Raw genomic sequence first — 24,499 nt, 5'->3', positions numbered from 1 at the left:
AGAGGTGCGAACGTCCACTTAGCTCGCTTGTTTTGGAACCTAATTATGTGAAGATAATAAAGAGGTTGCGACTTGTGTCACAACCTCTTGTTATTCGATTAGGGTTCATTCGTAAATCCCACCCGCTCAACGTGGTGATCCTGGTAAACGAAAACGGCACCATAAATGGCGGGGTTGTTTTGCCCCCATCCTTTAGGAGCATGTCCGGCAAAAAATAACCGGGTTGATTCAATTTCACCGATAACAGAATCACGGGTAAAAACGGTAACCCCCGCAACGGAGGTTTCTAGTGGGTGACCTGTCCGGGGATCAATAATATGGTGATAGGTGTGCCCATCCTTCTTGAGGTAGCGTTCATAAATGCCAGATGTAACTGCAGAACACGCGGCGTGGTGGACAGTGGCCACTACGCGCCCTCGGGCTTTGACGGGGTCTTGGACCCCAATTCGCCATAAGCCATCAGGATGAAGGGGACACGGGCCCATTGTTAAAAGATTGCCGCCAAGGTTAATCATGCCGGATTGGATTCCGCGGGAGCGCCAGAGGTCCCGGATACGGTCCGCAATGTAGCCCTTCGCAATTCCCCCGAGGTCAAGCTCCATCCCATGCTTAGTCAAGAAGACTGTAAGGTTGTCATCGTCAAGCAGAATGTTTTTAGGATCACATAGTGCTTGGTGCTTTTTGATTGCCGTTTCTGAGGGAACGTTGGCCCCTGAAAAACCAATCCGCCAGAGTTTGACGAGAGGTCCGATTGCGGCGTTAAAGCCGCAGTTTTCCCGGCTTACTGCCACGGCGAGTTTAGTAAGAGCGTACGTGCTGGCGCTAACCTGAACTGGATGGTCCCCCGCAGCGTGATTGACGCTCATGAGTTCGGAGTGGTCGCGGTTAACGGTTAACCGATCTTCATACCCCTGGATGAGGTGGTACGCATCATCTAGGTCGGCTTCGGCTGCCGTGCCAAAAGCGGTTAGCTCGATTTGGGTGCCAAGGGCAAAGTATTGTTTTTGAATTTGGCGGCGCCGGACACCTGGAATGGCCGGGGTGGTTGCCCGCCATGTATTTTCAGTGACTGTCATTTGCGTGTTCCCCCTATAAGTTCATGGTGTCATTATATCATTTCGCGGACTTAGAAAATTGACAGGTGGGGGAAACGGGGTATAATAAACGGCGTAAATATTAGACCGGTAAAGTAGTCAAAGTGCTTTATCCACAAGTTTTCGCAGGGGCGGAGTGTGGACGAAAGCACTTTTTTTATGGCAAGGAGGAATGAAGATGCCGTTAGCAAAGGCAACAGAATACGATACGATTGCAGCGATTGCCACGCCACCAGGTGAAGGAGCCATCTCGATCGTGCGGGTTAGTGGGGATGATGCCGTCGAATTAGTGACTAAGTTATTCCGGGGAAAGGACCTCCGGCAGGTGCCAACCCATACAATTAACTACGGTCACATTGTTGATCCAAAGACGCACGAGGAAATCGACGAGGTGTTGGTGTCAGTAATGCGAGCGCCCCGGACGTTTACCCGGGAAGACATCGTGGAAATTAATTGTCATGGCGGAATCGTTCCGACAAACCGAATTCTTCAGCTGGCATTGACAAACGGGGCGCGGCTGGCGGAACCGGGAGAGTTTACCAAACGTGCCTTCTTACACGGGCGGATTGACCTTTCGCAGGCGGAAGCCGTGATGGATATGATCACCGCAAAAACGGACCGGTCGCGGCAAGTAGCGCTCGGACAACTGGACGGTAACTTAGCCACGCGGATTCGAGCCCTTCGGCAGGAGATTCTGGATGTACTGGCTGAGGTTGAGGTTAATATTGATTATCCAGAATACGATGACGTTGAAACGGTCACAACGAAGCTCATGCATGACCACGCAATCAGTGTTCGGCAAAAAATTAAGGAATTGCTGGCAACTGCCCAGCAAGGAAAGGTTTTGCGGGATGGTCTTGCTACGGCAATTGTTGGGCGGCCAAATGTCGGGAAATCAAGTTTGCTGAATTACCTTTTACATGAGGATAAGGCGATTGTGACCGATGTTGCCGGAACCACCCGGGACGTGATTGAAGAATACGTCAACGTCCACGGAGTCCCGTTAAAGTTGATTGATACGGCTGGGATCCACGCAACGGATGATAAGGTTGAAAAAATTGGGGTTGAGCGGTCGAAGCAGGCAATTCAACGCGCCGATCTTGTAATTGTGGTGCTAAACGCAAGCGAACCCTTAACCACCGAAGATCGGGATTTACTGCAGTTTACGCAGGGAAAGAAGCGGATCATTCTGTTAAATAAGACGGATCTCCCCCAGCAAATCGAGCGCGATACCATCCAGCAATTAAGCGGTGATGATCCAGTAATGTCAATCTCCGTGTTACAAAATGATGGCTTAACGGCTTTGGAGGATAAAATTCAGGAACTTTTCTTCGGCGGAATTGAGAATTCCCAGACAACGGTGATGGTTACTAACGACCGGCACATCGCGTTGTTGAACCAGGCGGAACAGGCCCTTGATGACGTGTTAACGGGAATTGCGAATGGGATGCCAGTTGACTTGGTCCAGATTGACCTTACTCATTGTTGGGATCTGTTGGGAGAAATTACTGGTGATAGTTATACGGATGAGCTCTTGGATGAACTCTTTAGTAAGTTCTGTTTAGGAAAGTAACGGGGGAAAGAACATGAAGTTATATGATGGCGGAAACTATGATGTAATCGTAGTTGGTGCCGGTCACGCAGGATGTGAGGCGGCACTAGCGGCAGCGCGCATGGGAAACGAAACGTTGTTAATTACGATTAACCTTGAGATGGTTGCCTTTATGCCGTGTAACCCGTCGGTGGGGGGACCAGCGAAGGGAATTGTGGTTCGGGAACTTGACGCCCTAGGGGGCGAAATGGGCCGAAACATTGATAAGACCTACGTCCAAATGCGGATGTTGAATACCGGGAAGGGTCCAGCCGTCCAGGCACTCCGCGCCCAAGCAGATAAGCGGCAATACTCGATCGAGATGAAACATACCCTTGAGCGGCAGGAGCACCTGACGCTTCGCCAGGCAGTAGTGGACGACCTGATTGTTGAAGACGGAACGGTTAAGGGCGTTATTACGAATACCGGTGCTAAGTACGGCGCTAAGGCGGTTGTTTTAACAACGGGAACAGCGGCCCGCGGAAAGATTTTTATTGGCGAATTATCCTATTCATCAGGGCCAAATAACACGAAACCTGCTGAGAAGTTATCCGGCAACTTAGAGAAACTCGGTTTCAGCCTAAAACGGTTTAAGACGGGGACCCCGCCGCGGATTGACGGGAACACCATTGACTATGATGAGACGGAAGAACAACCGGGGGATGCAACGCCCAACCACTTTAGTTTTACAACGCCGGATGAAGACTACCTTCCTGTTTCCCAGCAGTTATCGTGTTGGTTAACGTACACTAACCCGGAAGTCCATCAGATTATTCGCGATAACTTTGATCGGGCCCCAATGTTTTCGGGGGTGATTAAGGGGGTCGGCCCGCGGTATTGCCCGTCAATCGAAGATAAATTGGTGCGATTTGCCGATAAAACCCGGCATCAACTTTTCTTAGAACCTGAAGGCCGCAACACGGATGAAGTGTACGTTCAAGGATTGTCCACCTCAATGCCCGAAGAGGTCCAGCAGGAGATGATCCACGGAATCCAAGGAATGCACCACGCCCAAATGATGCGTCCCGGTTACGCCATTGAGTATGACATTATTGAACCCTACCAGTTACGCCCAACCCTGGAAACAAAGTTAGTGAAGGGGTTATATACAGCCGGTCAGACAAACGGAACTTCCGGGTACGAAGAGGCTGCCGGTCAGGGAATGATTGCCGGAATTAATGCGGGACGGCACGCACTTGGGAAAAGCGAAGTTGTCCTTAAACGGAGTGAGGCATATATCGGTGTTATGATTGATGACCTGGTAACGAAGGGAACGAACGAACCGTACCGGTTGTTAACTTCCCGGGCGGAATACCGGCTACTTCTCCGCCACGATAATGCGGATTTACGCTTAACTGACCTTGGGTATGAACTTGGTTTAATTAACGAGGAACGGTACGCCCGGTTTAAACAGAAGCGGGCAACGATTGCTGCTGAAAAGGACCGGCTGCGCCGTCTGCGGATTAAACCGGGAAAGGAAGTTGATGAATTTTTGAAAGCCCACGGTGCTCATCCGTTGAAGGATGCCGTGTTAGCGGCTGATTTCCTTCGGCGGCCAGAGGTAACGTATCGGGACTTACTTCAATTCATTCCGGCACCTGAAACACCGTTAAAACGGCGGGAAATTGAACAAGTTGAAATCCAGTTCAAGTATGAAGGGTATATCAAAAAGGAAGAACGGAACGTTGAGAAGTTAAAGAAGATGGAAGCCAAGAAGATTCCGGACCGGATCAATTATGATGCGATTGAGGGACTAGCAACCGAAGCGCGGCAAAAGTTCGATAAGATTCGGCCCGAAACAATGGCTCAAGCCAGTCGAATTAGTGGGGTTAATCCAGCAGACCTGTCGATTTTAGCGGTGTACATCGAACAGGGAAAGATTGATAAGTTACCAGCAGAATAGTAAGGAATAAAGGTTGGGACAGCAGTCCTAGCCTTTTTACGTTCGCTGGATACAAATAACCGAACTGAGAAGGAATGCACCAGCCGTGAGTTTTGTAGCTTGCGTTATGGTTATTTTTAACTTTGGTATGCGTTTACTTATTAAGCCAAAATATTTCCCGGGAAATTACCTTAAATAAAAAATAAGCAAACTATATTACCGCCAGTGAATTAAAATGTGCTAAATTATAGGGTGAATTAATTGAACGGTCACGGTGAATTAAAATGAAGGTCATTAAAAATTTTCTGTACAATGCGGGCTATCAGCTTTTAGTATTAATTGTCCCGTTTGTTACGGCTCCCTACATTAGCCGGGTTTTACACGCCGGGGGGGTGGGAATTAATGCGTACACAAATTCAATTGTGCAGTACTTTGTGCTGTTAGCTGGATTAGGAATCGAGACGTACGGGAACCGGGAAATTGCGTATGTACGGGAAAACCCGAGAAAATTATCACAAGTTTTCTGGGAAATTCAAATTGTGAAGATTATTATGACGATGGTGTCGTTGATAATTTTCTTTCTTTTTGTTAGGACATACAATAAGTACGTTTACTTTTTAGCAATTCAAGCGATTAATATTGTCGGGGTTGCGTTTGATATTTCGTGGGCTTATATGGGGCTCGAGGATTTTAAGCGAACGGCTGTTAAGAATACGGTTGTTCGGTTACTGTCCGTTGTTTTGATTTTTACGCTGGTTCGAAATATCCATGATGTTGGATTATATATATTAATTGTTGCTGGCTCTAATCTGGCGGGTAATCTTACCCTGTGGCCGCATATGAGACGGATTCTTCGACCGGTTCGACTTCATGATCTTCGTCCTTTGCGGCACATCGGGCCAACAATCAGTTTATTTATTCCGACTATTGCAACCCAAATTTATGTTCAGTTAAATAAAACAATGCTTGGGGTAATGATTGGTGCAACTTATTCGGGGTATTACTATAACTCTGATCAAGTAATTAAAATGGTATTGTCGGTTGCAACGGCATTGGGAGTTGTAATGCTGCCCCACGTGGCAGCTGAGTTTGCGAAGGGGAACCAGGAGAAAATTAATGAACTCCTGTATAAGTCGTTTGATGCCATGAGTCTGCTGTGTACTGCGATGTTCTTTGGGGTGGCGGCGGTTAGCTTGCGCCTTGGGCCGTGGTTTTACGGGAAGGGATTTCAACCGGTTGGTCCTGCGATGGTGATTGAATCGGTTGTCCTTCTTGTAATCGGGTGGAGTAATGTCATTGGGACGCAATTCTTGGTTCCGACTAACCGGGTTCGGCCGTATACGGTGTCGATTATTGCAGGATCGTTATTTAATATTTGTGCAAATTTTTTCCTAATCAAGACCTGGGGGCTAAACGGGGCAATGGTTTCAACCGTGTTATCAGAAATCGTGGTAACAAGTTATCAGTTATGGTCGATTCGCCACATTGTTCGGTTCCAGGCAATGTTTAAAAACGTGTGGAAGTATTTGCTAGCTGGAGCTGGAATGTTTGTTCCAGTGTTCTACCTTAACTATACGTTAACACCTGGAATAATTCACTTTGCAATCGAGATCATCCTAGGCGCGGTAATTTATGTTGTCTTGGTCATTCTTTTACATCCAGCAATTGTGCGGGAAGCCGTTGCTTTGATAAAGCAACGGCGGGCCGATTGATTTGTTAATAACTAATAATTATGTGTCGAATGAGAAAATCATTCGGCTTTTTATTTAGGGAAGGTTAAAAAACGGATAACAATGTTGATTTTAAATTGACAAAAAAGCAGTGCTTCTTTCATAATGCCTTCAGGATATTTATTTGGAGGTTACCATGGAAAAGAAAAAGCATTTTAAGATGTATAAAAGTGGCAAGCAGTGGGTAATTGCGGGAATTACTACGGCAGTAGCGACGATTGGAACGGTTACTGTTGGTAATCACCGGGTAAAGGCGGATGCACCCGCAACGGCAACAACGCAATCAACAACAACGCCAGTGGCTCAATCTTCCCGGACAGTTGTTTTGCGGAACACACCGGCGACCGCAGCAAGTAGTTCTTCGGCAACGACCGGAGCAAGTGCTTCTACCCAACAGAAGGATGCGCAGTTAAGTTCAGCTTCATCCCAACCAGCAACAAAGGCGGCAAATGAACAAAGTCAAGAGAAGAATGATACTCCTCAGACGAATATCACGGCAACGCAAGAGGCTACCAATCAGCAAATTCTAGATAATGGAAAGAATACACTTCGGGAAAACCAGAATGCAAATATTTACAACATGACTTGCTTTTCAGCAGGCGTGGTTTCTAACCGGAGCTTAGGGGTTGACGTTTCAAGTTACCAGGGAACGGACATGTCTTCGTACGCACAGGCAGGAGCAACGTTCTCAATCGTTAAGGTTTCGCAAGGAACGGGATACGTAAATCCTAATGCTGCTGGCCAGATTAGTTCGTCAGAAGCAAACGGAATGATGACGCAGGGGTACCACTACGCAACGTTTGGGGGAAATTCTGGCGCGGCTGACGCTGAGGCGGCCCATGCCATTGCTGCCGCTCAGCAAGTAGGGTTACCTAAGGGGACGTACCTGGCATGTGACTACGAACAATACGCAAGTGGGGACGTTAATGCCAATACAAATGCGGTTATTGAATTCATGCAACGAATTAAGGATGCTGGGTACATTCCACTTCTATATTCTGGGGCATATTACATGAAGACCAACCTTAATTTAAGCGCAATTACTGGCCGGTTTGGAAATTGTCTATGGATCGCATCATATCCAACGACGGCAGCAGTTGATGGTCCTGATTTTAATTATTTTCCAAGTACTGATGGGGTTATCATGTGGCAGTACACTGATAACTGGAAGGGAATGAACGTTGATTCTAGTGTAAACGTGCTGCCGATGCAGACGCAAAACACTGCGCAACATTCTCAGGGTTATGAGTGGATTTCCGGGCAGAATATTGAAGTTTATTATGATGCTCAGGGGAACATGGTTCATGGTGAACAATGTATTAACGGCCATTGGCAATACTTTGATCCGCAAACTGGCGCACAAGCTAAAAACCAGTATGTATGGTTAGACGATAAGAATGAGGAAGTCTACTATGATGGTATGGGCAACATGGTTTATGGTGAGCAGACCATTAATGGTCACCAGCAATACTTCGATCCGCAAACCGGCGCGCAAGCTAAGAACCAGTATGTATGGTTAGACGATAAGAATGAGGAAGTCTACTATGATGGTATGGGCAACATGGTTTATGGCGAGCAGACCATTAATGGCCATCGGCAGTACTTTGACCCGCAGACTGGCGCACAGGCGAAGAACCGTTATGTATGGCTGAGTGACAAGAATGAGGAAGTTTACTATGACGGCGTAGGTAACATGGTTTACGGCGAACAAACTATTGATGGTCAGCAGCAGTACTTTGATCTGCAGACTGGCGCGCAAGCCAAGAACCAGTACGTATGGCTGGGCGATAAGAACGAAGAAGTTTACTACGATGGGTTAGGGAACATGGTTCATGGTGAACAATACATTAATGGTCACTGGCAATACTTTGACCCGCAGACTGGCGCGCAAGCCAAGAACCGGTACGTATGGCTGAGCGATAAGAACGAAGAAGTCTACTACGATGGGCTAGGTAATATGGTTTACGGTGAACAGTACATCAACGGTCACTGGCAGTACTTTGATCCGCAGACTGGTGCGCAAGCTAAGAATAAATATGTCTATTTGGCGGATAAGAACAAAGCTGTTTACTATGATGGTTTAGGAAACCTTGTTTAGTAAGAAAAAATAATAAACGCCCGTAGCGGTAATTCTTATCCGCTACGGGCGTTTATTATTATCATCAGCCATTACTTCCGGCACTCCTTTTCCTTGGCGATCGTTGCTGCCTGGTTAATTGGTTCTTGCGGCAGAGCGCCTGCACACCGAACAAACGTATCCATTACTTCAGTAATTAATGTTATGGGAAAACAGCTCCTTCCTTGATTTCACCTGCATTTTATCAAGTGAATAACGGGGTTGTCTTGAAAACCTGATGATAATCAAGTAAGTTTTTGCTGCTCTTTTTAAGAATAGTATGGGTAAAATCCTTAAAAAGGACGGCGATTTTAAGAACCGTTCTTAGGAAAAGCATGGTATGGTAGGGAAGAAGCTGGGCGAACGGAGGAATAGGGATGAAAATGAGGTATCCTGATAAGCTAATTCAGCGGGTTAATGCAGAGCTAGCAGGACAGCAACTTGAAGGTTTAGTGACTGGGCGGGGGCCATGCCACCCGCAACTAATGGTTGTGGGAGAGGCTCCCGGAAGAACCGAAATTGAAACGCACGTTCCGTTTTGTGGGGCGGCAGGAAAAGAATTAACAAAATCATTAGCAACAATCGGCCTTAATCGGGATGACGTATACATTACAAGTGTGGTGCGGAGTCGACCGTATGCGATCAAGCACGTTCGGGACAAACGGAGTGGACAGGTCGTTGAAAAACGGCCTAACCGCCCCCCGACTAAGCGAGAAGTGCGAGCGTTTGCGCCGGTTTTTGACTGGGAAGTGGATCAGGTTGCCCCGCAGTTAATTGCAACTGTCGGGAATACTGCTCTTCAACGGTTACTGGGATCCCGTTATACCGTCGGAACGGTTCACGGTCAACTCTTTATGCAACCGTTGCAACGGGCAGCTAACCGGTTAACCGGAAAATACGAACGGGCAGCCTGCCCGACAGCGGTGATTCCTTTGTTTCATCCCGCAGCAGTGTTTTACAACCGTAAACTTCAGCCCCAAATTGAGGCAGACTGGCGGCGGGTTGCAAGGTACGTTGCGACCGGTAAATAACTAATCCCCGCGGATTTCTATCCAGCGGGGATTAGTTATTTATCATTAGAAGTCCTATTATTTACCTGGTTATTCTCTTTCTGCGTTCGGCGCAACCACCGAATAACCTGGACATCTACCGTCACAGCCGTAAAAAAAGCGGTGAGGGCCAAAAAGGTAATAAACATGGCGCCAAGGATGACCCCTTTTTTAGGGGTAAGCAGCGTGACGATAATGGTTGCCATTACGGAAAGAACCGCTAAAATCATGGTAAATCCTGTAATAAGAATTAGGTTGCGTTTTAAGTGTTTCATGGAAATATTCCCCCGGAAATAATCTAGTTTTATTGTACATTAATTTGTGATCGTGGGGAATGAGGAGTGGTTTGGTATAATGACAGGGAAGGGATTTTCCTGGCAATAATGAGTGTAGAAGAGAATAATGCAGTGCATTAGGAGGAGTTTACATGAACGCAACGGAACCAACATTAGACTGGTTAACGGATCCAACGGTGTTTGCGGTGAACCGGGTAGCGGCTCACGCGGATTTTGATTTTTACCAGAATCAGGAGGAGGCCGTCCACGATAAGTCGAGTTTAAAGCAAAGCCTTAACGGTGTATGGCGGGTTTCCTGGGTAAATGGTCCGGCACTCCGGGCAAAGGAATTTTATCAACCAGATTTTGATTGCAGTGGGTTTGATACTGTCCGCGTTCCAAGCAACCTTGAAATGGAAGGTTTTGGTAAGCCGCAGTACGTAAATACCCAGTACCCCTGGGATGGGAAGGAGAACCTGCGGCCCCCGTACGTTTCAATGGCGGATAATCCGGTTGCAAGTTACGTAAAAACCTTTCGGGTGGCTAATGGATTGAAGGGGAAACGGACGTTTATCTCCTTTCAAGGGGTGCAAACGGCCATGTACGTGTGGCTGAACGGTCACTTTGTAGGCTATAGCGAAGATTCGTTTACCCCTAGTGAGTTCGAAGTAACCCAATACCTTAAGGAAGGGGACAATAAACTTGCAGTAGAAGTATACAAATATTCCAGTGCTAGCTGGATTGAGGATCAGGATATGTGGCGGTTATCCGGAATTTTCCGGGATGTTTTCCTGTACGCGGTGCCGGATACGCATGTCATGGATCTTTTTGCTAAACCGGACCTCGATGAAACGTACACGAAAGGACGGTTAAACCTTGATTTGAAGCTGGGAGGTGCAACGGACGACGTTACTTTGCGCTTTTTACTGGTAAGCGACGACCGGCAGCCGGTTTGGCAATACGAATTGCCAGCCAAGGAACGAATTCAGATGATGGTTAAGCTCAAGCAAGTCAACCTGTGGAGTGCTGAGGATCCGCGGTTATACCGGTTGGTAATTGAGGTTGCTCGGGGCGAAGAGCAGCTTGAGGTGGTTACTACCCGGGTCGGTTTCCGGAAGTTTGAAATGAAAAACCACATTATGTGCCTGAATAATAAGCGGATTGTTTTTAAGGGAATTAACCGCCATGAATTTGATTACCGGCGGGGGCATGCCGTTACTAAGGAACAGATGGAAGCCGACGTTAAGTTTATGAAGCAGCATAACATTAACGCGGTTCGGACATCCCACTACCCAAATAACTCGTACTGGTACCAGCTGTGTGACGAATACGGGTTATACGTGATTGACGAAACAAACCTGGAAAGCCATGGCTCTTGGCAAAAGCTTGGGAAATGTGACCCAGAATGGAACGTTCCGGGTGATCAGGAAGAGTGGGCTGAAAACGTAATTGACCGCGCTAATTCGATGATGCAGCGTGATAAGAATCACCCGTCGATTTTAATTTGGTCGTGCGGGAATGAGTCATACGCCGGAACTGATATTCTTGGCATGACGCAGTACTTCCATCATTACGATGATTCCCGGCTCGTTCACTATGAAGGGGTTTTCTGGAACCGGAAGTATGAGCAAATTTCCGATATGGAGAGCCGCATGTACGCCAAGCCGGCAGAAATCAAGGAATACCTGGAAAGCCACCCGCAAAAACCATACATTTCATGTGAATACATGCATTCAATGGGGAATTCAACCGGGGGGATGAAGCTTTATACCGACCTGGAAGATCAGTATGCCCAGTACCAAGGCGGGTTTATCTGGGATTTTGTTGACCAGGCGATTCTCCGGCAAAATGATCAGGGAGAAGAAGTCCTTGCATACGGTGGGGATTTTGACGACCGCCCGACGGATTACGAGTTTTCTGGAGATGGGATTCTTTTTGCTGACCGGACACCGTCACCGAAAGCGGCGGAGGTTAAGCAGCTTTATTCTAATATCAAGTTAACCGTTAATGAACAGGGTTTCACGGTAACAAACAAAAACCTCTTCAAGGATACGCAGGGGTTGGTATTTGACGTCCGCGTTCTTCATGAAGGTGAAGAAATGTGGGCCAACCAGTATCTTCTCAACGTTCAGCCCGGAACAACGGGAGAATGCGCCGTCGATTGGCCGGAGCTGTATGAAGGCGGGGAGTACGTCTTTGAAGTGTCTGCGCACCTGAATTACTACGCACAGTGGGCGGAAATTGGTCATGAGTTAGCCTTTGCGCAGATGACGGTTCAAAAGAAGCAACCAGCGAAGGTGATTTTTGGCGATCTTGAAGTAATTAACGGTGACGTGAACGTTGGTATTCGGGGCGAAAACTTCAGTGTGCTGTTATCAAAAGCAGAAGGCGGGATTAGTTCGTACCGGTATAACGGGAAAGAGATGATTGCGAAAACCCCGCAAACAACGTTCTGGCGGGCAATGACGGATAACGACCGGGGGGCTGGTCAAGGCTTTGAGCGGGGATTATGGTTACAAGCTGGAAAGTTCCAGAAACTAATTGACACGCAGGTTGCTGAAGCAGACCACGATGTCACCGTAACGTTTACGTTCCAGTTACCATTAGCGGACGAAGCCCTTAACACGATTCAGTACCGGGTGACAGCGGACGGGGCGGTGCACGTAACGGCAACGTACCATGGTGCTCCGGGATTACCAAGTATTCCAGCATACGGGATGGACCTTAAGATGCACGCTCGTTACCATAACTACCGGTTCTACGGTTTAGGACCGGATGAAAACTACGTTGACCGGGACAATGGAGTTAAGTTGGGAATTTACTCCGGGACGGCCCGGCAAAACCTTGCGCCGTACCTTGTTCCCCAGGAAACAGGAAATCACCGGGGAACCCGGTGGTTGGAGGTGACGGACGATCAGGGGATTGGTCTTCGGATTGAAAACGAAGGAACTGCCCTAGAAAGCGCCGTTCTTCCGTACAGTGAATACGAGCTGGAAAACGCCCTTCATCAAGAAGAACTGGGAACTCCGCACTTCACGTGGGTTCGGTTACTTGTAGCCCAGATGGGTGTCGGCGGCGACGACTCGTGGGGCGCACCAGTGCATGACGAGTTCTTATTGCCGGCGGACAAGGAGTATGTGGTGAAGTTTAGTTTATGCGGTGAAGATTAAAACGTAGGGTGGTTTGTATGTATATAACATTAAAAGATGGCAGGTTAATTTTCGAAAAGGATAAATGGAATGACTATGGAATTAGATGTGTATTTTTCGTTACTTATGAAAAGAACGAAAATAAATGCAAAATCGGATATTATAAGTTATCTTACGTAGAAAATAACAAATTAATTACAGCGGATGAAATGAATGTAAGTGGTGAATTTGAGGGAGACGCAAAAAATAGCGTGGGTGTAGCGTGTGCGTTTGATTTTTATAAAGAATTAAGGAAGAATTTAAGTTGGCAAGATTACGATTTATTTTTTAATAAAATTAATGATATTTTTTATAAAAGAACCTCATCAAAAGGCATGCCTAGTTACAGTGATTTTATAGAGGGTGATGTAGAGAATCAAAATATATTTAATTGGAAAATGTGGAATAAAACCTATGATGTGATTAGGAATTGTTATTTGCGTAGTGATGATTTAAAAAATGCGTTTTTGTGTAAAGAACTTATGGAAGAAAATAGTAAATTCTTCGACGGAGATTTTATAAACATTTTATCATTTGATGATAAGGAGACTCAAAAAAACGATGAACTTTTTCAAAGAATGGTATGCAGTGATGATTCTGGTTATTATAATGGTTTGAAAAAAATAATGGGGTTTGAAAGAATAAGCGTTAACGGAGAATCAAGTGAAAGTACATTTGCCCAAGAAATGATATGTGTATTTTTTCTAACATTGTGTAATGGACCCGATGACAGCAACGTAAACCATAGTGATATAAAAGAATTATATGAAATTATAAAAAAAGCAAATGTTCAATATACGGTTAATTCAACAAAAATAGTTAAATTAATCAGTGACGTTAGTGAGTACATAGAGGTGTCTTCTATTTTAGACGAAATAACAAACGCGTTAAAAATGGATATTAGAGATTTAGAGGACATTCAATTGTGTACTTATACTAAAGTTGATAACTTGATAAATATATTTAAACATAAGTCATTGTGGTTTACTGAGATCCATCAATTAAATGATCCATTGGAAGGAAGATTTATTGAGGAAGAAACATTGGGTTATGTTAATGAAAAGTATAATACTAATACTTATGTTTCGTCGTTAACTGATAAGGTTGATTCTCTGAATATGTGGAATTTGTATGGCGATAATGGCAAGGGTGTTTGTTGTATATACAATAATGATAGTTTTAATGACGATGTTATTCGTGTATGCTATATAAATACAGATAAATATAGAATTTTAGAACTGATAGATGAAATTAAATCTCTTTTAGCAGTAAAGTGGGGAAAAATAAATAAAGAATATATCAGGAAAAACATATTACTCACGTTCAAAAGAATAGATATTATTAAGTCTAAATTAAATAGTTATATTATTGCTGATTACGTTTCTGGTAAGGAAAGTAAACAGGCGTTAGAAAGAAGCAAACAATTAAAGAAGCTGTATAAGGATCTTTTGGGAGTGAAAAATGCATGTTTAAACATAGAAAAAAATGATGAGTCTAAACGTGCTGTTGGAGTAAGCAGTAGCTGTTGTGAACTTTGTGAATCGATTATTAAGTTTGATACAGATGATGTTGTTGATATTATTTCTAGACATTTAACTCGACTTAAAAATATTTTAAAAATAGATAGAAGGGATAATGAAGGTGTATATTCGAAAACAAAAAAAGAAGTAGAAGAAATTTTAGTTGGCAAAGAAATAGACGAAGAGATGAGTACCGAAGAAGTGAGTCGTTGTTTTGCTGAAACTGAACTTAAATTCAAAGTAGGTCCAATGTTAGAGAGATTAAGTGCATATTTTAAACTTGATGATTATGAAGATGAAAGCGAGTATAGGATTATTAAGAATGTGAATAATTCTAGAGATTCTGCAGAAAAGGTGAAAAAGGAAGATAAGCTAAGATATATCTATAATTTCGGAGATAGTCCGATGTTTGATCAGGTTATATTAGGACCTAAAAGTGGAGAGTACGATTATCAATATCCCAAAATTAAGAGTAATGCTGGATATCAAGCGATAGATATTAAAGATTCTCGATTACATTACCGGTAATTTTGTAATGAGAACTATTAATTGATTATGGTGATTATGCTTTCAGAAAGGTAATTGTCCATAGAGTTCATAATATCAGATAGGTTCTACACTAAATTACGTTAATAATAGCTTAACATTTAATCATACCAGTAGAATTTAGTGTAGAGCCGTTATCACATGCTACGTGGTGAACAGGTACCGCCATAGCTACTTGGGCGCTGTTGCTGTGGGAAATTATGATGTTGATTATTCTTCATAGTAATTATTCCTGCGAAAAGGATAAATCATTAAATATATAAAACTAAGAGATTAATTCTGTTAGCTCTATTCGGATACGGATATTCACAATAAGTTGCGATAGATAAATAAGAGCTTTAACGAAAGCAAATAATCATAGTTTATGTGCGCTGTAAGTGTGTAAATTAGTTAAAGGAGGAAGTTTTGTGAATTTTAATACGCGTAAATATGAATATTAGATTGTAGGTATAATAATTACGTTATTAGCTATCTTTTACGTTGTGTTAGGCGGACACTACCTAGTTAGTTATCAAAATTCTGATCTTATTATCCATTTAGATCGAGTCTTAGGACTTGGTGGCGTGTAGTTTCATCCTATTAATTTTAAGATTTTTGCTCAAATAGGAGATGGAATAAATTATTTTTACCCATGGCTAACGTTGTACCCAGCTTATATACTAGTTCGATTAACGCACTCTTTGGTAGTTGGAATGGGGATATTTATTGTTTGGATAAACGTCCTAACTGGATTGATTGAGTATTACTCCAGTAAATCAATATTCCATAATAAGTTAGTGGCATTAACATTTTCGATATTATACGTTTTCGCGACATACCGTTCACTCGATCTATACCGGCGTTTTGATATTGGTGAATTTATTGCAATGGCGTTTATTCCTTTGGTAGTCAGCGCGTTATATCAAATTATAGTATGTGATAAACAACGGTGGATGATGCTCGCTGTCGCGATGGCTTTGATTTTATACTCCCACCTGTTATCTTTAGTACTTTGTGGAGTTGCTGGAGCACTAGAAGTTATTGCTTTGTATTCGCTTTCCCAAAATAAATGGAGGGGGGGTAAAACAACTCATCAAAGCGGTTATTTTATGGTTCCTTTTGGGGCTTGGCTTTCTTATTCCGTGTATTCAGCAAAGACAGCTGGGAGTGGCGATGCCGTTTAAGGCTTGGTTGCCAAACGTGGCGTTGCCAGTTAAGCAGATGATCATTAACGGCCTTAGTAATTCGCTAGGGAATAACAGGGATATTATTGTTAGTCTAGGCGTTTTATGTACGTTAATTTGTGTAACGGGAATATTTTTGCGAAAAAAATCACGGGTAGAATGGCGATTCTTACATGGTAGGAATTGCGCTGGCATTAATGATGACTAAGTTATTTCCCTGGAAATTATTTGGCCACTTGCCTGATTTTATCCAATTTCCGTGGCGGTTTGGTGAAGTGGCATTTGTCTTCTTATTGCTGTTTGGTGTAAGTTGGCTTCTAAGAAGAAAACATTCATATGCGATTGCGGGAGTTTTAATTATTACAAGTCTGTATTCGTTTGTAATCCGGACACAGCAACTCAATGCTTGTGCAAATTCATCGATAATAGTAACAAGTAGTCGAAATTTATGTAATCCGCCCAGATTATTCTTACCTGTTGATTACCAGCTGCAAAAGGCGGTATTGAACGAAACGGGGATTGTTCAACATCGCTTTATGGACGGGAAAAGTAATATTCAACCAGAAATAGAGATTGCTCCTAGTCAAGTTACGGTTATTCCTAAACGCACTACGTTTGAATTAGATACACCCTTCGAGGCGTATAAAGGTGTATTCGCGAAGGAATCGTCCGGAAAAGTTTTATCAAGTAAGGTGTCTTCTCGTGGCATGCTTCTAATTAAGCAGGTTAAGCGGGGAGAGCATATTGTGGTAACGAGTCGTTATACTTTGACGGCGCGAATTGCACAGTGGATATCTTTGATAACGCTAATTAGTTGTTTGTGGTTTGGGGTTAAGAACAGGCGAAGAATGTTATATTAGAGTCATGATTGATATAGAGAGGATATAGTTATTCATGAACCAATGGGTTAAAAAGCACACTAGCCAAATAGCCGCATTTATTTTACCAGTATTAATAATGCTGGTTCTTTTTGCAGTTTGTCATGCTTATCCGTTTGGCCAACGGTTGTACGATAACGGTGATATGGTCAACCAGTATATTGCCATCATGGCCTATTTCCGGCAGAATTGGTGCAACTGGCATGCTTTGATTTACTCCCATAGTTTGGGCCTTGGTGGTAACTTTTTCACTGTTTGGGCGTATTATTTAGCATCGCCACTTAATTTATTAGCGTTATTATTCTCCACTCGGTTAATCCCAGTATTTTATGAATTAAACATTCTCTTGGTTGCTGGATTAACGGGGTTATTTACTAATGTGTATTTGGTACGTTCTAAGTGGTTAAACAGATGCAACGTGTCTTCTAAGTTAGTTACAGTCCGTTTAATTTTAAGTACTGGTTTTGCATTATCAACTTATTTTGTTACCAATGCCGCTTGCATTATGTGGTTTGATGTAATCATGCTTTTACCATTGTTAATGTTAGCGTTGGAGCGGTTATTAGAAGATGAGAAGCCAGGATGGTTTGGCGTTCTCTATGGGATGTGCTTACTTGCTAACTACTATACGGGTTATATCATTTCGGTTTTTCTTGTTTTCGTGGTGATAAGCTGGTTAGCATATCAGCTGTGGATTAAGCGAGCGACCATTAAATACGTTATTAGGCGGTTAGTAATCTTAATAATTGCTGGCGGTGCCGGATTACTAATTGGGTGCTTTACGCTTCTTCCAAGTATGCATGCGCAAAAATTAGTTAGTGCTGCCCCGTTTACTATTACTAATGAAACGTTATCACCACTAGTGCAATTGCCGTTAGGGTTATTTAATGGTGCGATTAGTGCTGCTCAAACTGGAATTTATAATAAAATCCCGATGCTTTTTACAACCACCCTTACGGTAATTCTTGTTGTTACTTTTTTCTTAATGCGCCGGATTAATTGGCGTGAGAAGGTAATTTGTGGAGTTGGATTACTTATCCTTGCGCTTAGTGTCCATTTTCAGACAACCTATATGATGTGGCATGCATTTACGATGCCAAATGGGTATAACCATCGGGAATCCTTTGTCTTGGTATTTGCGCTTACTGCTTTAGCGTACTATGCTGCCCAGTACTACTTATCTAAGCCGACGCAAATAGTTTACTGGAGTGTCGCTCTTTTAATTAGCATAATGGGAATCCTTCACTTTGCAACGCACGGGACTTTTATACAGTTACATACAGTATGTGTAAACATTATCCTAACGGTAATTTGGGCAGTTCTTCTTAGATATTCTTTCCGTTGGAGTAGCGCTGCGTTAGTTGGTCTTGCTTGTGTAGACCTTCTAAGTGCAAACTATGTTGCTACATCACAGGCTGTTACAGTCGGTTTAAAATGGCCATCTTATAGTATGCAGGAACGGAAGATGGGGCAGATTATTAATACCATTCGCCCACAAAAAGGTAATTTTTATCGGATTGGAACTAACGCACGGATTAATAATAATGACCCGTTGCAGTTTAATTATTACGGGTTATCTAATTATACTTCCCAGCAACCAACGTTTGAAACGGACTTTCTCTCGTCGGTTGGTTATTATCAGAAATATTCATGGACACGGTGGAGCAACTTTAATAATGGCGCAACTAGGGCGATGAACGACCTGCTTGGGGTAAAGTATTACGTTCATTATGCCGCGAAAAGCTTGCGGTTAACTGGTGCCAAGCGTCAACTGTCATATTATCGAAACGAAGTTCACCATAGCGATGGTAATCGAGTCTATCGCAGTAATACTGCTTTTCCTCTTGCCTTTAAGGTGTCGGATAAGGCCGTGAACGTTCCAGGGCCGTATAACATCGATAATGATCCATTTTTCGTCCAAAATAATATTTGGAATAAGATTGCAGGACGTCAAGTGAATATGTATTCTGAGCAGCGTGTGGGTCGCAAAATTAATAACAGTAATCATACCATTACCTATTATGTAGTTGCTAACCATACTGGACAGGCATACCTTTATATTCCCGTTCAGAATGATCCCGGAGTTGTTCGGGTTAGTTGTAATGGACAATCCATCACTTCTGACCTATACGCAATGCAGGATGTTGAAAACGGAGTTATTAATCTTGGTTGTTTTAAACGTGGAGATGTTATCGACATTAAACTTAGTATTAAACGACCTCTAAAAGAAACCTGGACAGAATATTGTCAAATGATTCCGGATGTTACTGTTGAAAATGAAACAGCATTTCAGCGGGTTCGTGCTCAATGTACAGAAAAAATTGGTGATATCCGGGTAAATGACTCACGAATTAGTTTTGGTACTAATGGCCAATGGAAAACTAGCATGGTGATGTTAACAATTCCATTTGATATCGGTTGGCATGTAAAGGTTGATGGACATCCTGTTAAGTCACAGAAATTACTTGGAACGTTTATGGGGCTCATTATTCCATCCGGCAAGCATCAGATCCAACTCACTTATCGGGTTCCAAAAATTTGTAGTGGAATTTTGGCATTAGCTAGTGGAATCATTATTCTAAGAATTGAATGTAAATTTCTGGAAAAGAGAAGGGGTTAGTTTTGAAGGAGTTTATCGGTGGAAAATAATGACAGAACGAGGAATGAATTTGGTTGAACGCAAATAAGAGTGATAGAAACAATGCATTTAAGGACGTATTAGTCGTAGTATTTTTGGGAATTGTAACCATATTATCAATTATTTACGTTCCTTTCCTTACTACGATTAAGTATCCAATCAGACGGATTTTTCCATTTTTCTAGAGCGGAGGAAATTTACCGTAATTTACGACGAAGTGAAGTCCCGTTTATTTTTATTGCAACGCATACTTTCCAACAGACAGGAGTTGGAAAATTCCTGTTTTATCCTGATGTATTTCTATATTCATGAGCGTTATTGCGATTTATTCTTCGTCCAGTTACGGCCTACTATGTCTGGGATAGTTTATTCGTATTCGCTACGTTTGTGATTAGTTACTTTTGTATCTAAAGATCGGTTACGGAGTGTATTTTTTGCTGTTATTTATGGTTTGGGAACATATCATGTTTATCTGGGACAGTGTAACTTTGTTCTAGGAGAATTTATTGCTTATACTTTTCTCCCGTTAGCTGTTTTTGGAATCTATCATATTATATTTGCGAATGAAAGGAAGTGGCTATTATTAGCAGTAGGAGTGGCTTTACTGACGTATAGTCATGTTTTGAGTGTTTATATTATTATTGGTTTAATGATATTTATGAACGTTATCAGAGTAATTGGGCGTTAATTATTAGTATGGGGTGATGATGTATGAAATTTATTAGCGCAATGAGTTTTATTTTCCTAATGATTATAATTCTTGGGCTAGTTACCTATATGTATCGAAGGTTAGGATGGTGGCGTAGCCTGATAATCGGCGGAAGTTTAACGTTTCTTGTATTATTTGAATTTCATGCCTTAGGACGCTTGCCATATGTATATGGTGACGAGGGGTACGCTTTTTATGATAGCTTTTCAATTGGCCGTTATGGGATTGATTCACATCTTATGCACAATGCTGTATATTCACTCTCGTCTGGTGGGCAATCGGTCCTTTATAAATACATCGCTGCTCCTTTATTAAAGGTTTTTGGTGCAAATTTAGCAGCATACCGCTTTCCAATGGCATTGTTAATGGTTATTGCTATAGTGTTTCTCATATACACTCTCTATGCTAGTCGGGTACACCCCAATATAGTTACTAGCTGTGCGTTAATGTTGTGCACAGCGGAATGGCTATTAATATGCGGCCACTGGGCAGATGATTGCAATATTGTTGTTCCAGTTTTTATTTTAATGGTTATGTTTGCGTTTCGGGGATTAGCAGGGAAAAAATATAATATTTACATTACATTCGTACTGCTTGCACTTCTGGCGTACTGTTATATTGGTGTGTGGATCAGTTTGCCATTGATATACATTGCGCTGTTTGTAATGTATTGGCGGAAACAAAAGATTAGTTGGCGAGATGGTCTGATAAATATTGTAATTAGCGCGGTATTGTTATTCCCCATAGGGTGTTATGTTTTAGTCCAGTTTTTTCATGTTCCACCGTTTAATTTGGCATGGTTTTCTGTTGCCCGATTGCCAGTTACGCGACAAGGATATTCAATTATTTCGTTTAAGGGAAATGTTTTATTAAACATAATTAATAATGTTGTTGGTGGTCTCCGCCAAGTCATGCTTGGGTATGATGGTTTCACACCAACTAGCATTTCGGGGTTTGGATTAATTTATGTTATAACCTTTATTTTAGCTGTAATGGGAATAATTGTGGCAATTAGGCGTTGGCGTAATTCTGCGTTTATTCAGTTAATGTTATTAATGACAATTTGTGTATTACCAATTGTGGCGTTTGTTACGGATCGAACGTGTTTCACGCATTGGGCGGTGGTTCTATTTGTTATTACAGCTTGGGCCGGAGTAGGGTTGGGCTGGTTTTTAGGACTCCATGGTAACTTAAGTTGGTTGTTTAATTTAATAAAGGTCGTACTTGTGCTAGTTGTCATTGTAACTACTGGTAAGTTTACGAAATATTACTTTACTGAGTATGTTCAGTGGCAACCTGTAAGTGGGTGGTATGTTTCTTTCTCACAGGCGCAGCAATTTATGAAAAAATTAGATAGCTTACCAGTACAAACGTATTATGGTATGCCGTTTGACAACCGGATGATCATTGAGTGTATTAAAGAAGCTAATCCGCACTTGATTAGTCAGATTCAAAGTAAATATTGGTGCGGTAACCCGCCGCAGACTATTCAGCCGGGATCAGCAGCGTACATTGTCCCAAAACAGAATATTAATCAATATCGTGAATTACATGTTTTACCACATAAAGAGTGGACGTTGATGGGTCAAAAGTATGTAATATATTACAAGATATCGAATTAGTGTGAACAAGATAAGCTAGGGAGGCGATGGTTACGAATTTAACGTTTATATGTCCCCAATTAAGTGGAAATGGTGGCACAGAAGTAGCCTTAGTAAAAGCAGTCAATGCTTTAGTTGATCAACATGATATTACCGTTATTTTATCAAGCACTCCCAGTAATCCGGCATGGCTAGGACAAATAAACCCACGGGTACGTGTAATAGCAAATGATTTTACTAATTCATTCGCGAAGGCATTTTATTTTGGGAAACTTTTCATAGGTGCGCGGTCGGGTGATCACTTTATAATCTTGGCTGCTAACCTCATTAAATATGCGAATATTATGCGGCGATGTTTTCATAAGCAATATACGATAACATCATGGATTCATTATTCGTTAGACGATCAGCAAATGTTTAACGCGGATAATATTCTATTCGCTGATAACCATTGGGCAATTAGCAGTAGTATAAAAAAGCAACTAATTAATCGGGGAATCAGTGAAAAACAAATTACCTTGGTTTACAATGCGGTCGATGAATATAATGGTAAGTTGAATCAGGTACAAAACGATGATGTGTTGCGTTTAGTATATATCGGAAGAATTGAGCTGGATGATCAAAAGAATTTACGTGAATTAATGGACGGACTCGCGCGGTATTCTGGGAAATTTACAATCGATTTTTACGGCGATGCAGCTGATTTAAGCGCATGCCAACAATATAGTAAAAAAGTTGGAATTAGTTCCTGTGCAAGATGGCATGGTTGGGTTGCCAATCCGTGGGATGAAGTTTTAAAGAAACTTCATCCCAATGCTCTGGTATTAACTTCACGGTATGAGGGATTACCAATGACACTTCTTGAGGGAATTAGTCGGGGAATTCCAGTAATTGTGGCTGATTTTGTCGGTTATTGTGATGTAGTAGAAGAGGGGCTAAACGGGTTTAGCTATCCGCGTGGCAATCAGTTGAAGTTGGCAAAACAACTGAAAAGGGTTAAAGAAGTAATATGGTCGCCGGAAAAGATTTCACAGAGTATAAAAAGTTATTCATTTAGCGCGTATAAAGCGCGATTAGAACAGGCGGTTAAACAATTAACAGGAGTTGATGATTAGTGACAGTCTATGTAATTACACACAAACAGTTTAATGAATTGTATCCTAGGGATGGCTATCGGAAACTCCTAGTAGGAGCAAAAAAAAGTCGAAAGAATATCCCGGTTAATGAGCAAGAGTCATTTTTATTTGATGATACGGGCGATAACATTTCTAATCAAAACGACAGCTTCTGTGAGTTAACTGGGTTGTATTGGATTTGGAAGAATGTGCATAGTAATGACAACGTCGGGATTGTACATTATCGCCGATACTTTGGAAAATATTCGGCAACTTTTTGGGGAAAGGTATGCGAGTATTTAACAGGAATAATGGGGAAACAGCTGCAGATTATACCAACACAGGTATTAGATGATTTATTGGATACTTATGATGCAGTGGTAACTAATAATCAGGCGACTGCTTCATATGGTATTCCCGAAATGGTTTGGCAAGAATATGCTAATGCACACTATCTTCATGACTTAGAAGTCACGCGGGATGTTATTGTTTCGCGATTCCCCGAATACGAAGAAGAATTTTATCAAGTAGTCCATGGAAATCGATACCACCATTATAATATGATGTACACAACACGAAGCAATTTTGACCAATACTGTGAATGGTTATTTTCAATTTTATTTGAAGTTAAACAACGAATTAATATTGACCAATACGATTCATATCAACAACGAGTTTTTGGCTTTTTAAGCGAGCGGTTAATGGATGTTTGGTTATTTCATAATAACCTTCATTTGAAGGAGTTGCGGGTTTTAAAGGCTGAGAACACAGATGACCTTGATGTTCGGATAAGGATTAAGCGGCGGTTTAGTCAGAAGTAGCAATTACGTCGGTTAATGATAACTTATTTTGAATTGAGGAATGTATGTAATGGGAAAAATAGTTGATTCAGTTATTAGTTTTTTTGAATCGTCAATTTTTAAGTTTGCACTTGTAGGAGTGGTTAATACCCTTGTTGGTTGGATCGCTATGTTTGTATGTTTAGCAATTTTAAGGCACGGAGGATGGTTCTCTAAGACAGTAAACTATTGGACTTCATCAGCAATCAATATTGTTATAGGTAGTATTGTTAGTTATATTCTCAATAAGCACTTTACGTTTGAAAGTAATACGGATGCAAGTAAAGATATGTGGCGGTTTGTTGTTAATGTTGCCGTATGTTACCTGATTGCTTATGGAATTGCGCGCCCAATTGTAATGCCACTGGTTGCGGGAGCCTCAGGTTTGATTAAAGAAGTTGTTTCTCTTCTCTTTGGATCAGTTCTCTTTACCGTTATTAATTACTTTGGCCAGCGCTTTTATGTATTTAGAGAAGATAAATAAGTATTCATTGTGACGCTGATATTTAAATAATAACGAAGTCTACGGTGATATGAATGAAGAACCTATAAGGTGACCGAGGAG

Annotated in this window: 16 protein-coding genes; 14 read left to right on the top strand and 2 right to left on the bottom strand. The window is 42.3% G+C overall.

The window, feature by feature from the left end; all coding sequences use genetic code 11:
- Positions 1–98: 98 nt before the first annotated feature.
- Positions 99–1,076 carry an FAD:protein FMN transferase gene (locus tag ACI3EZ_RS03460; RefSeq protein WP_405024550.1) on the bottom strand — a complete coding sequence of 326 codons (978 nt, stop codon included), beginning with the start codon at positions 1,074–1,076 and terminating at the stop codon, positions 99–101.
- Positions 1,077–1,272: 196 nt separating this feature from the next.
- On the opposite strand from ACI3EZ_RS03460, the gene mnmE reads away from it, so the two are divergent.
- The 5 genes from mnmE to ACI3EZ_RS03435 all read left to right on the top strand — a co-directional run bounded on the left by mnmE (position 1,273) and on the right by ACI3EZ_RS03435 (position 9,444).
- The gene (gene mnmE, locus ACI3EZ_RS03455) at positions 1,273–2,667 is read left to right on the top strand and encodes a tRNA uridine-5-carboxymethylaminomethyl(34) synthesis GTPase MnmE (protein WP_405024549.1); all 1,395 of its coding nucleotides are present in this window, start codon (positions 1,273–1,275) and stop codon (positions 2,665–2,667) included.
- A gap of 13 nt (positions 2,668–2,680) precedes the next feature.
- On the top strand, positions 2,681–4,588 hold the full coding sequence (mnmG, locus tag ACI3EZ_RS03450; protein ID WP_405024548.1) for a tRNA uridine-5-carboxymethylaminomethyl(34) synthesis enzyme MnmG: 1,908 nt from the start codon (positions 2,681–2,683) through the stop codon (positions 4,586–4,588).
- A 263-nt stretch (positions 4,589–4,851) separates the two neighbouring features.
- Positions 4,852–6,279, top strand: a complete 1,428-nt coding sequence (locus ACI3EZ_RS03445; protein WP_405024547.1) for a flippase — start codon at positions 4,852–4,854, stop codon at positions 6,277–6,279.
- A 154-nt stretch (positions 6,280–6,433) separates the two neighbouring features.
- Positions 6,434–8,395 (top strand): GH25 family lysozyme, encoded by a 1,962-nt coding sequence (locus ACI3EZ_RS03440; protein WP_405025534.1) that lies wholly within the window; start codon positions 6,434–6,436, stop codon positions 8,393–8,395.
- A gap of 401 nt (positions 8,396–8,796) precedes the next feature.
- A complete protein-coding gene (locus ACI3EZ_RS03435; protein ID WP_405024611.1) occupies positions 8,797–9,444 on the top strand; it encodes a uracil-DNA glycosylase in 648 nt (215 codons plus the stop codon).
- A gap of 35 nt (positions 9,445–9,479) precedes the next feature.
- On the opposite strand, the gene ACI3EZ_RS03430 is transcribed toward ACI3EZ_RS03435, so the two are convergent.
- Complete coding sequence (locus ACI3EZ_RS03430; protein ID WP_405024545.1) at positions 9,480–9,737, bottom strand: hypothetical protein; 258 nt, start codon at positions 9,735–9,737, stop codon at positions 9,480–9,482.
- A gap of 152 nt (positions 9,738–9,889) precedes the next feature.
- On the opposite strand from ACI3EZ_RS03430, the gene ACI3EZ_RS03425 reads away from it, so the two are divergent.
- The 9 genes from ACI3EZ_RS03425 (at position 9,890) to ACI3EZ_RS03385 (ending at position 24,418) form a co-directional block, all read left to right on the top strand.
- Complete coding sequence (locus ACI3EZ_RS03425) at positions 9,890–12,907, top strand: glycoside hydrolase family 2 TIM barrel-domain containing protein (RefSeq protein ID WP_405025533.1); 3,018 nt, start codon at positions 9,890–9,892, stop codon at positions 12,905–12,907.
- A gap of 17 nt (positions 12,908–12,924) precedes the next feature.
- Positions 12,925–14,973: a hypothetical protein gene (locus ACI3EZ_RS03420; RefSeq protein WP_405025532.1), complete on the top strand. Its 2,049-nt coding sequence runs from the start codon at positions 12,925–12,927 to the stop codon at positions 14,971–14,973.
- Positions 14,974–15,683: 710 nt separating this feature from the next.
- Positions 15,684–16,154 carry a hypothetical protein gene (locus tag ACI3EZ_RS03415; RefSeq protein ID WP_405025531.1) on the top strand — a complete coding sequence of 157 codons (471 nt, stop codon included), beginning with the start codon at positions 15,684–15,686 and terminating at the stop codon, positions 16,152–16,154.
- A 173-nt stretch (positions 16,155–16,327) separates the two neighbouring features.
- Positions 16,328–17,014: a hypothetical protein gene (locus ACI3EZ_RS03410; RefSeq protein WP_405025530.1), complete on the top strand. Its 687-nt coding sequence runs from the start codon at positions 16,328–16,330 to the stop codon at positions 17,012–17,014.
- A 34-nt stretch (positions 17,015–17,048) separates the two neighbouring features.
- Positions 17,049–19,652: a YfhO family protein gene (locus ACI3EZ_RS03405; RefSeq protein WP_405025529.1), complete on the top strand. Its 2,604-nt coding sequence runs from the start codon at positions 17,049–17,051 to the stop codon at positions 19,650–19,652.
- A gap of 729 nt (positions 19,653–20,381) precedes the next feature.
- Positions 20,382–22,001 (top strand): hypothetical protein, encoded by a 1,620-nt coding sequence (locus tag ACI3EZ_RS03400; protein WP_405025528.1) that lies wholly within the window; start codon positions 20,382–20,384, stop codon positions 21,999–22,001.
- Positions 22,002–22,027: 26 nt separating this feature from the next.
- A complete protein-coding gene (locus ACI3EZ_RS03395; protein WP_405025527.1) occupies positions 22,028–23,095 on the top strand; it encodes a glycosyltransferase in 1,068 nt (355 codons plus the stop codon).
- Positions 23,095–23,916 (top strand): DUF4422 domain-containing protein, encoded by an 822-nt coding sequence (locus ACI3EZ_RS03390; protein ID WP_405025526.1) that lies wholly within the window; start codon positions 23,095–23,097, stop codon positions 23,914–23,916. Before ACI3EZ_RS03395 ends, ACI3EZ_RS03390 begins: the two co-directional genes overlap by 1 nt.
- A gap of 49 nt (positions 23,917–23,965) precedes the next feature.
- Positions 23,966–24,418 carry a GtrA family protein gene (locus ACI3EZ_RS03385; RefSeq protein ID WP_405025525.1) on the top strand — a complete coding sequence of 151 codons (453 nt, stop codon included), beginning with the start codon at positions 23,966–23,968 and terminating at the stop codon, positions 24,416–24,418.
- The last annotated feature ends 81 nt before the right edge of the window (positions 24,419–24,499 follow it).

This window comes from Ligilactobacillus sp. LYQ60, from assembly GCF_045033015.1.
Taxonomy (GTDB): domain Bacteria; phylum Bacillota; class Bacilli; order Lactobacillales; family Lactobacillaceae; genus Ligilactobacillus.
Note: the sequence above shows the minus strand (reverse complement) of the source record. Positions and strands in the feature narration are given on the sequence as shown.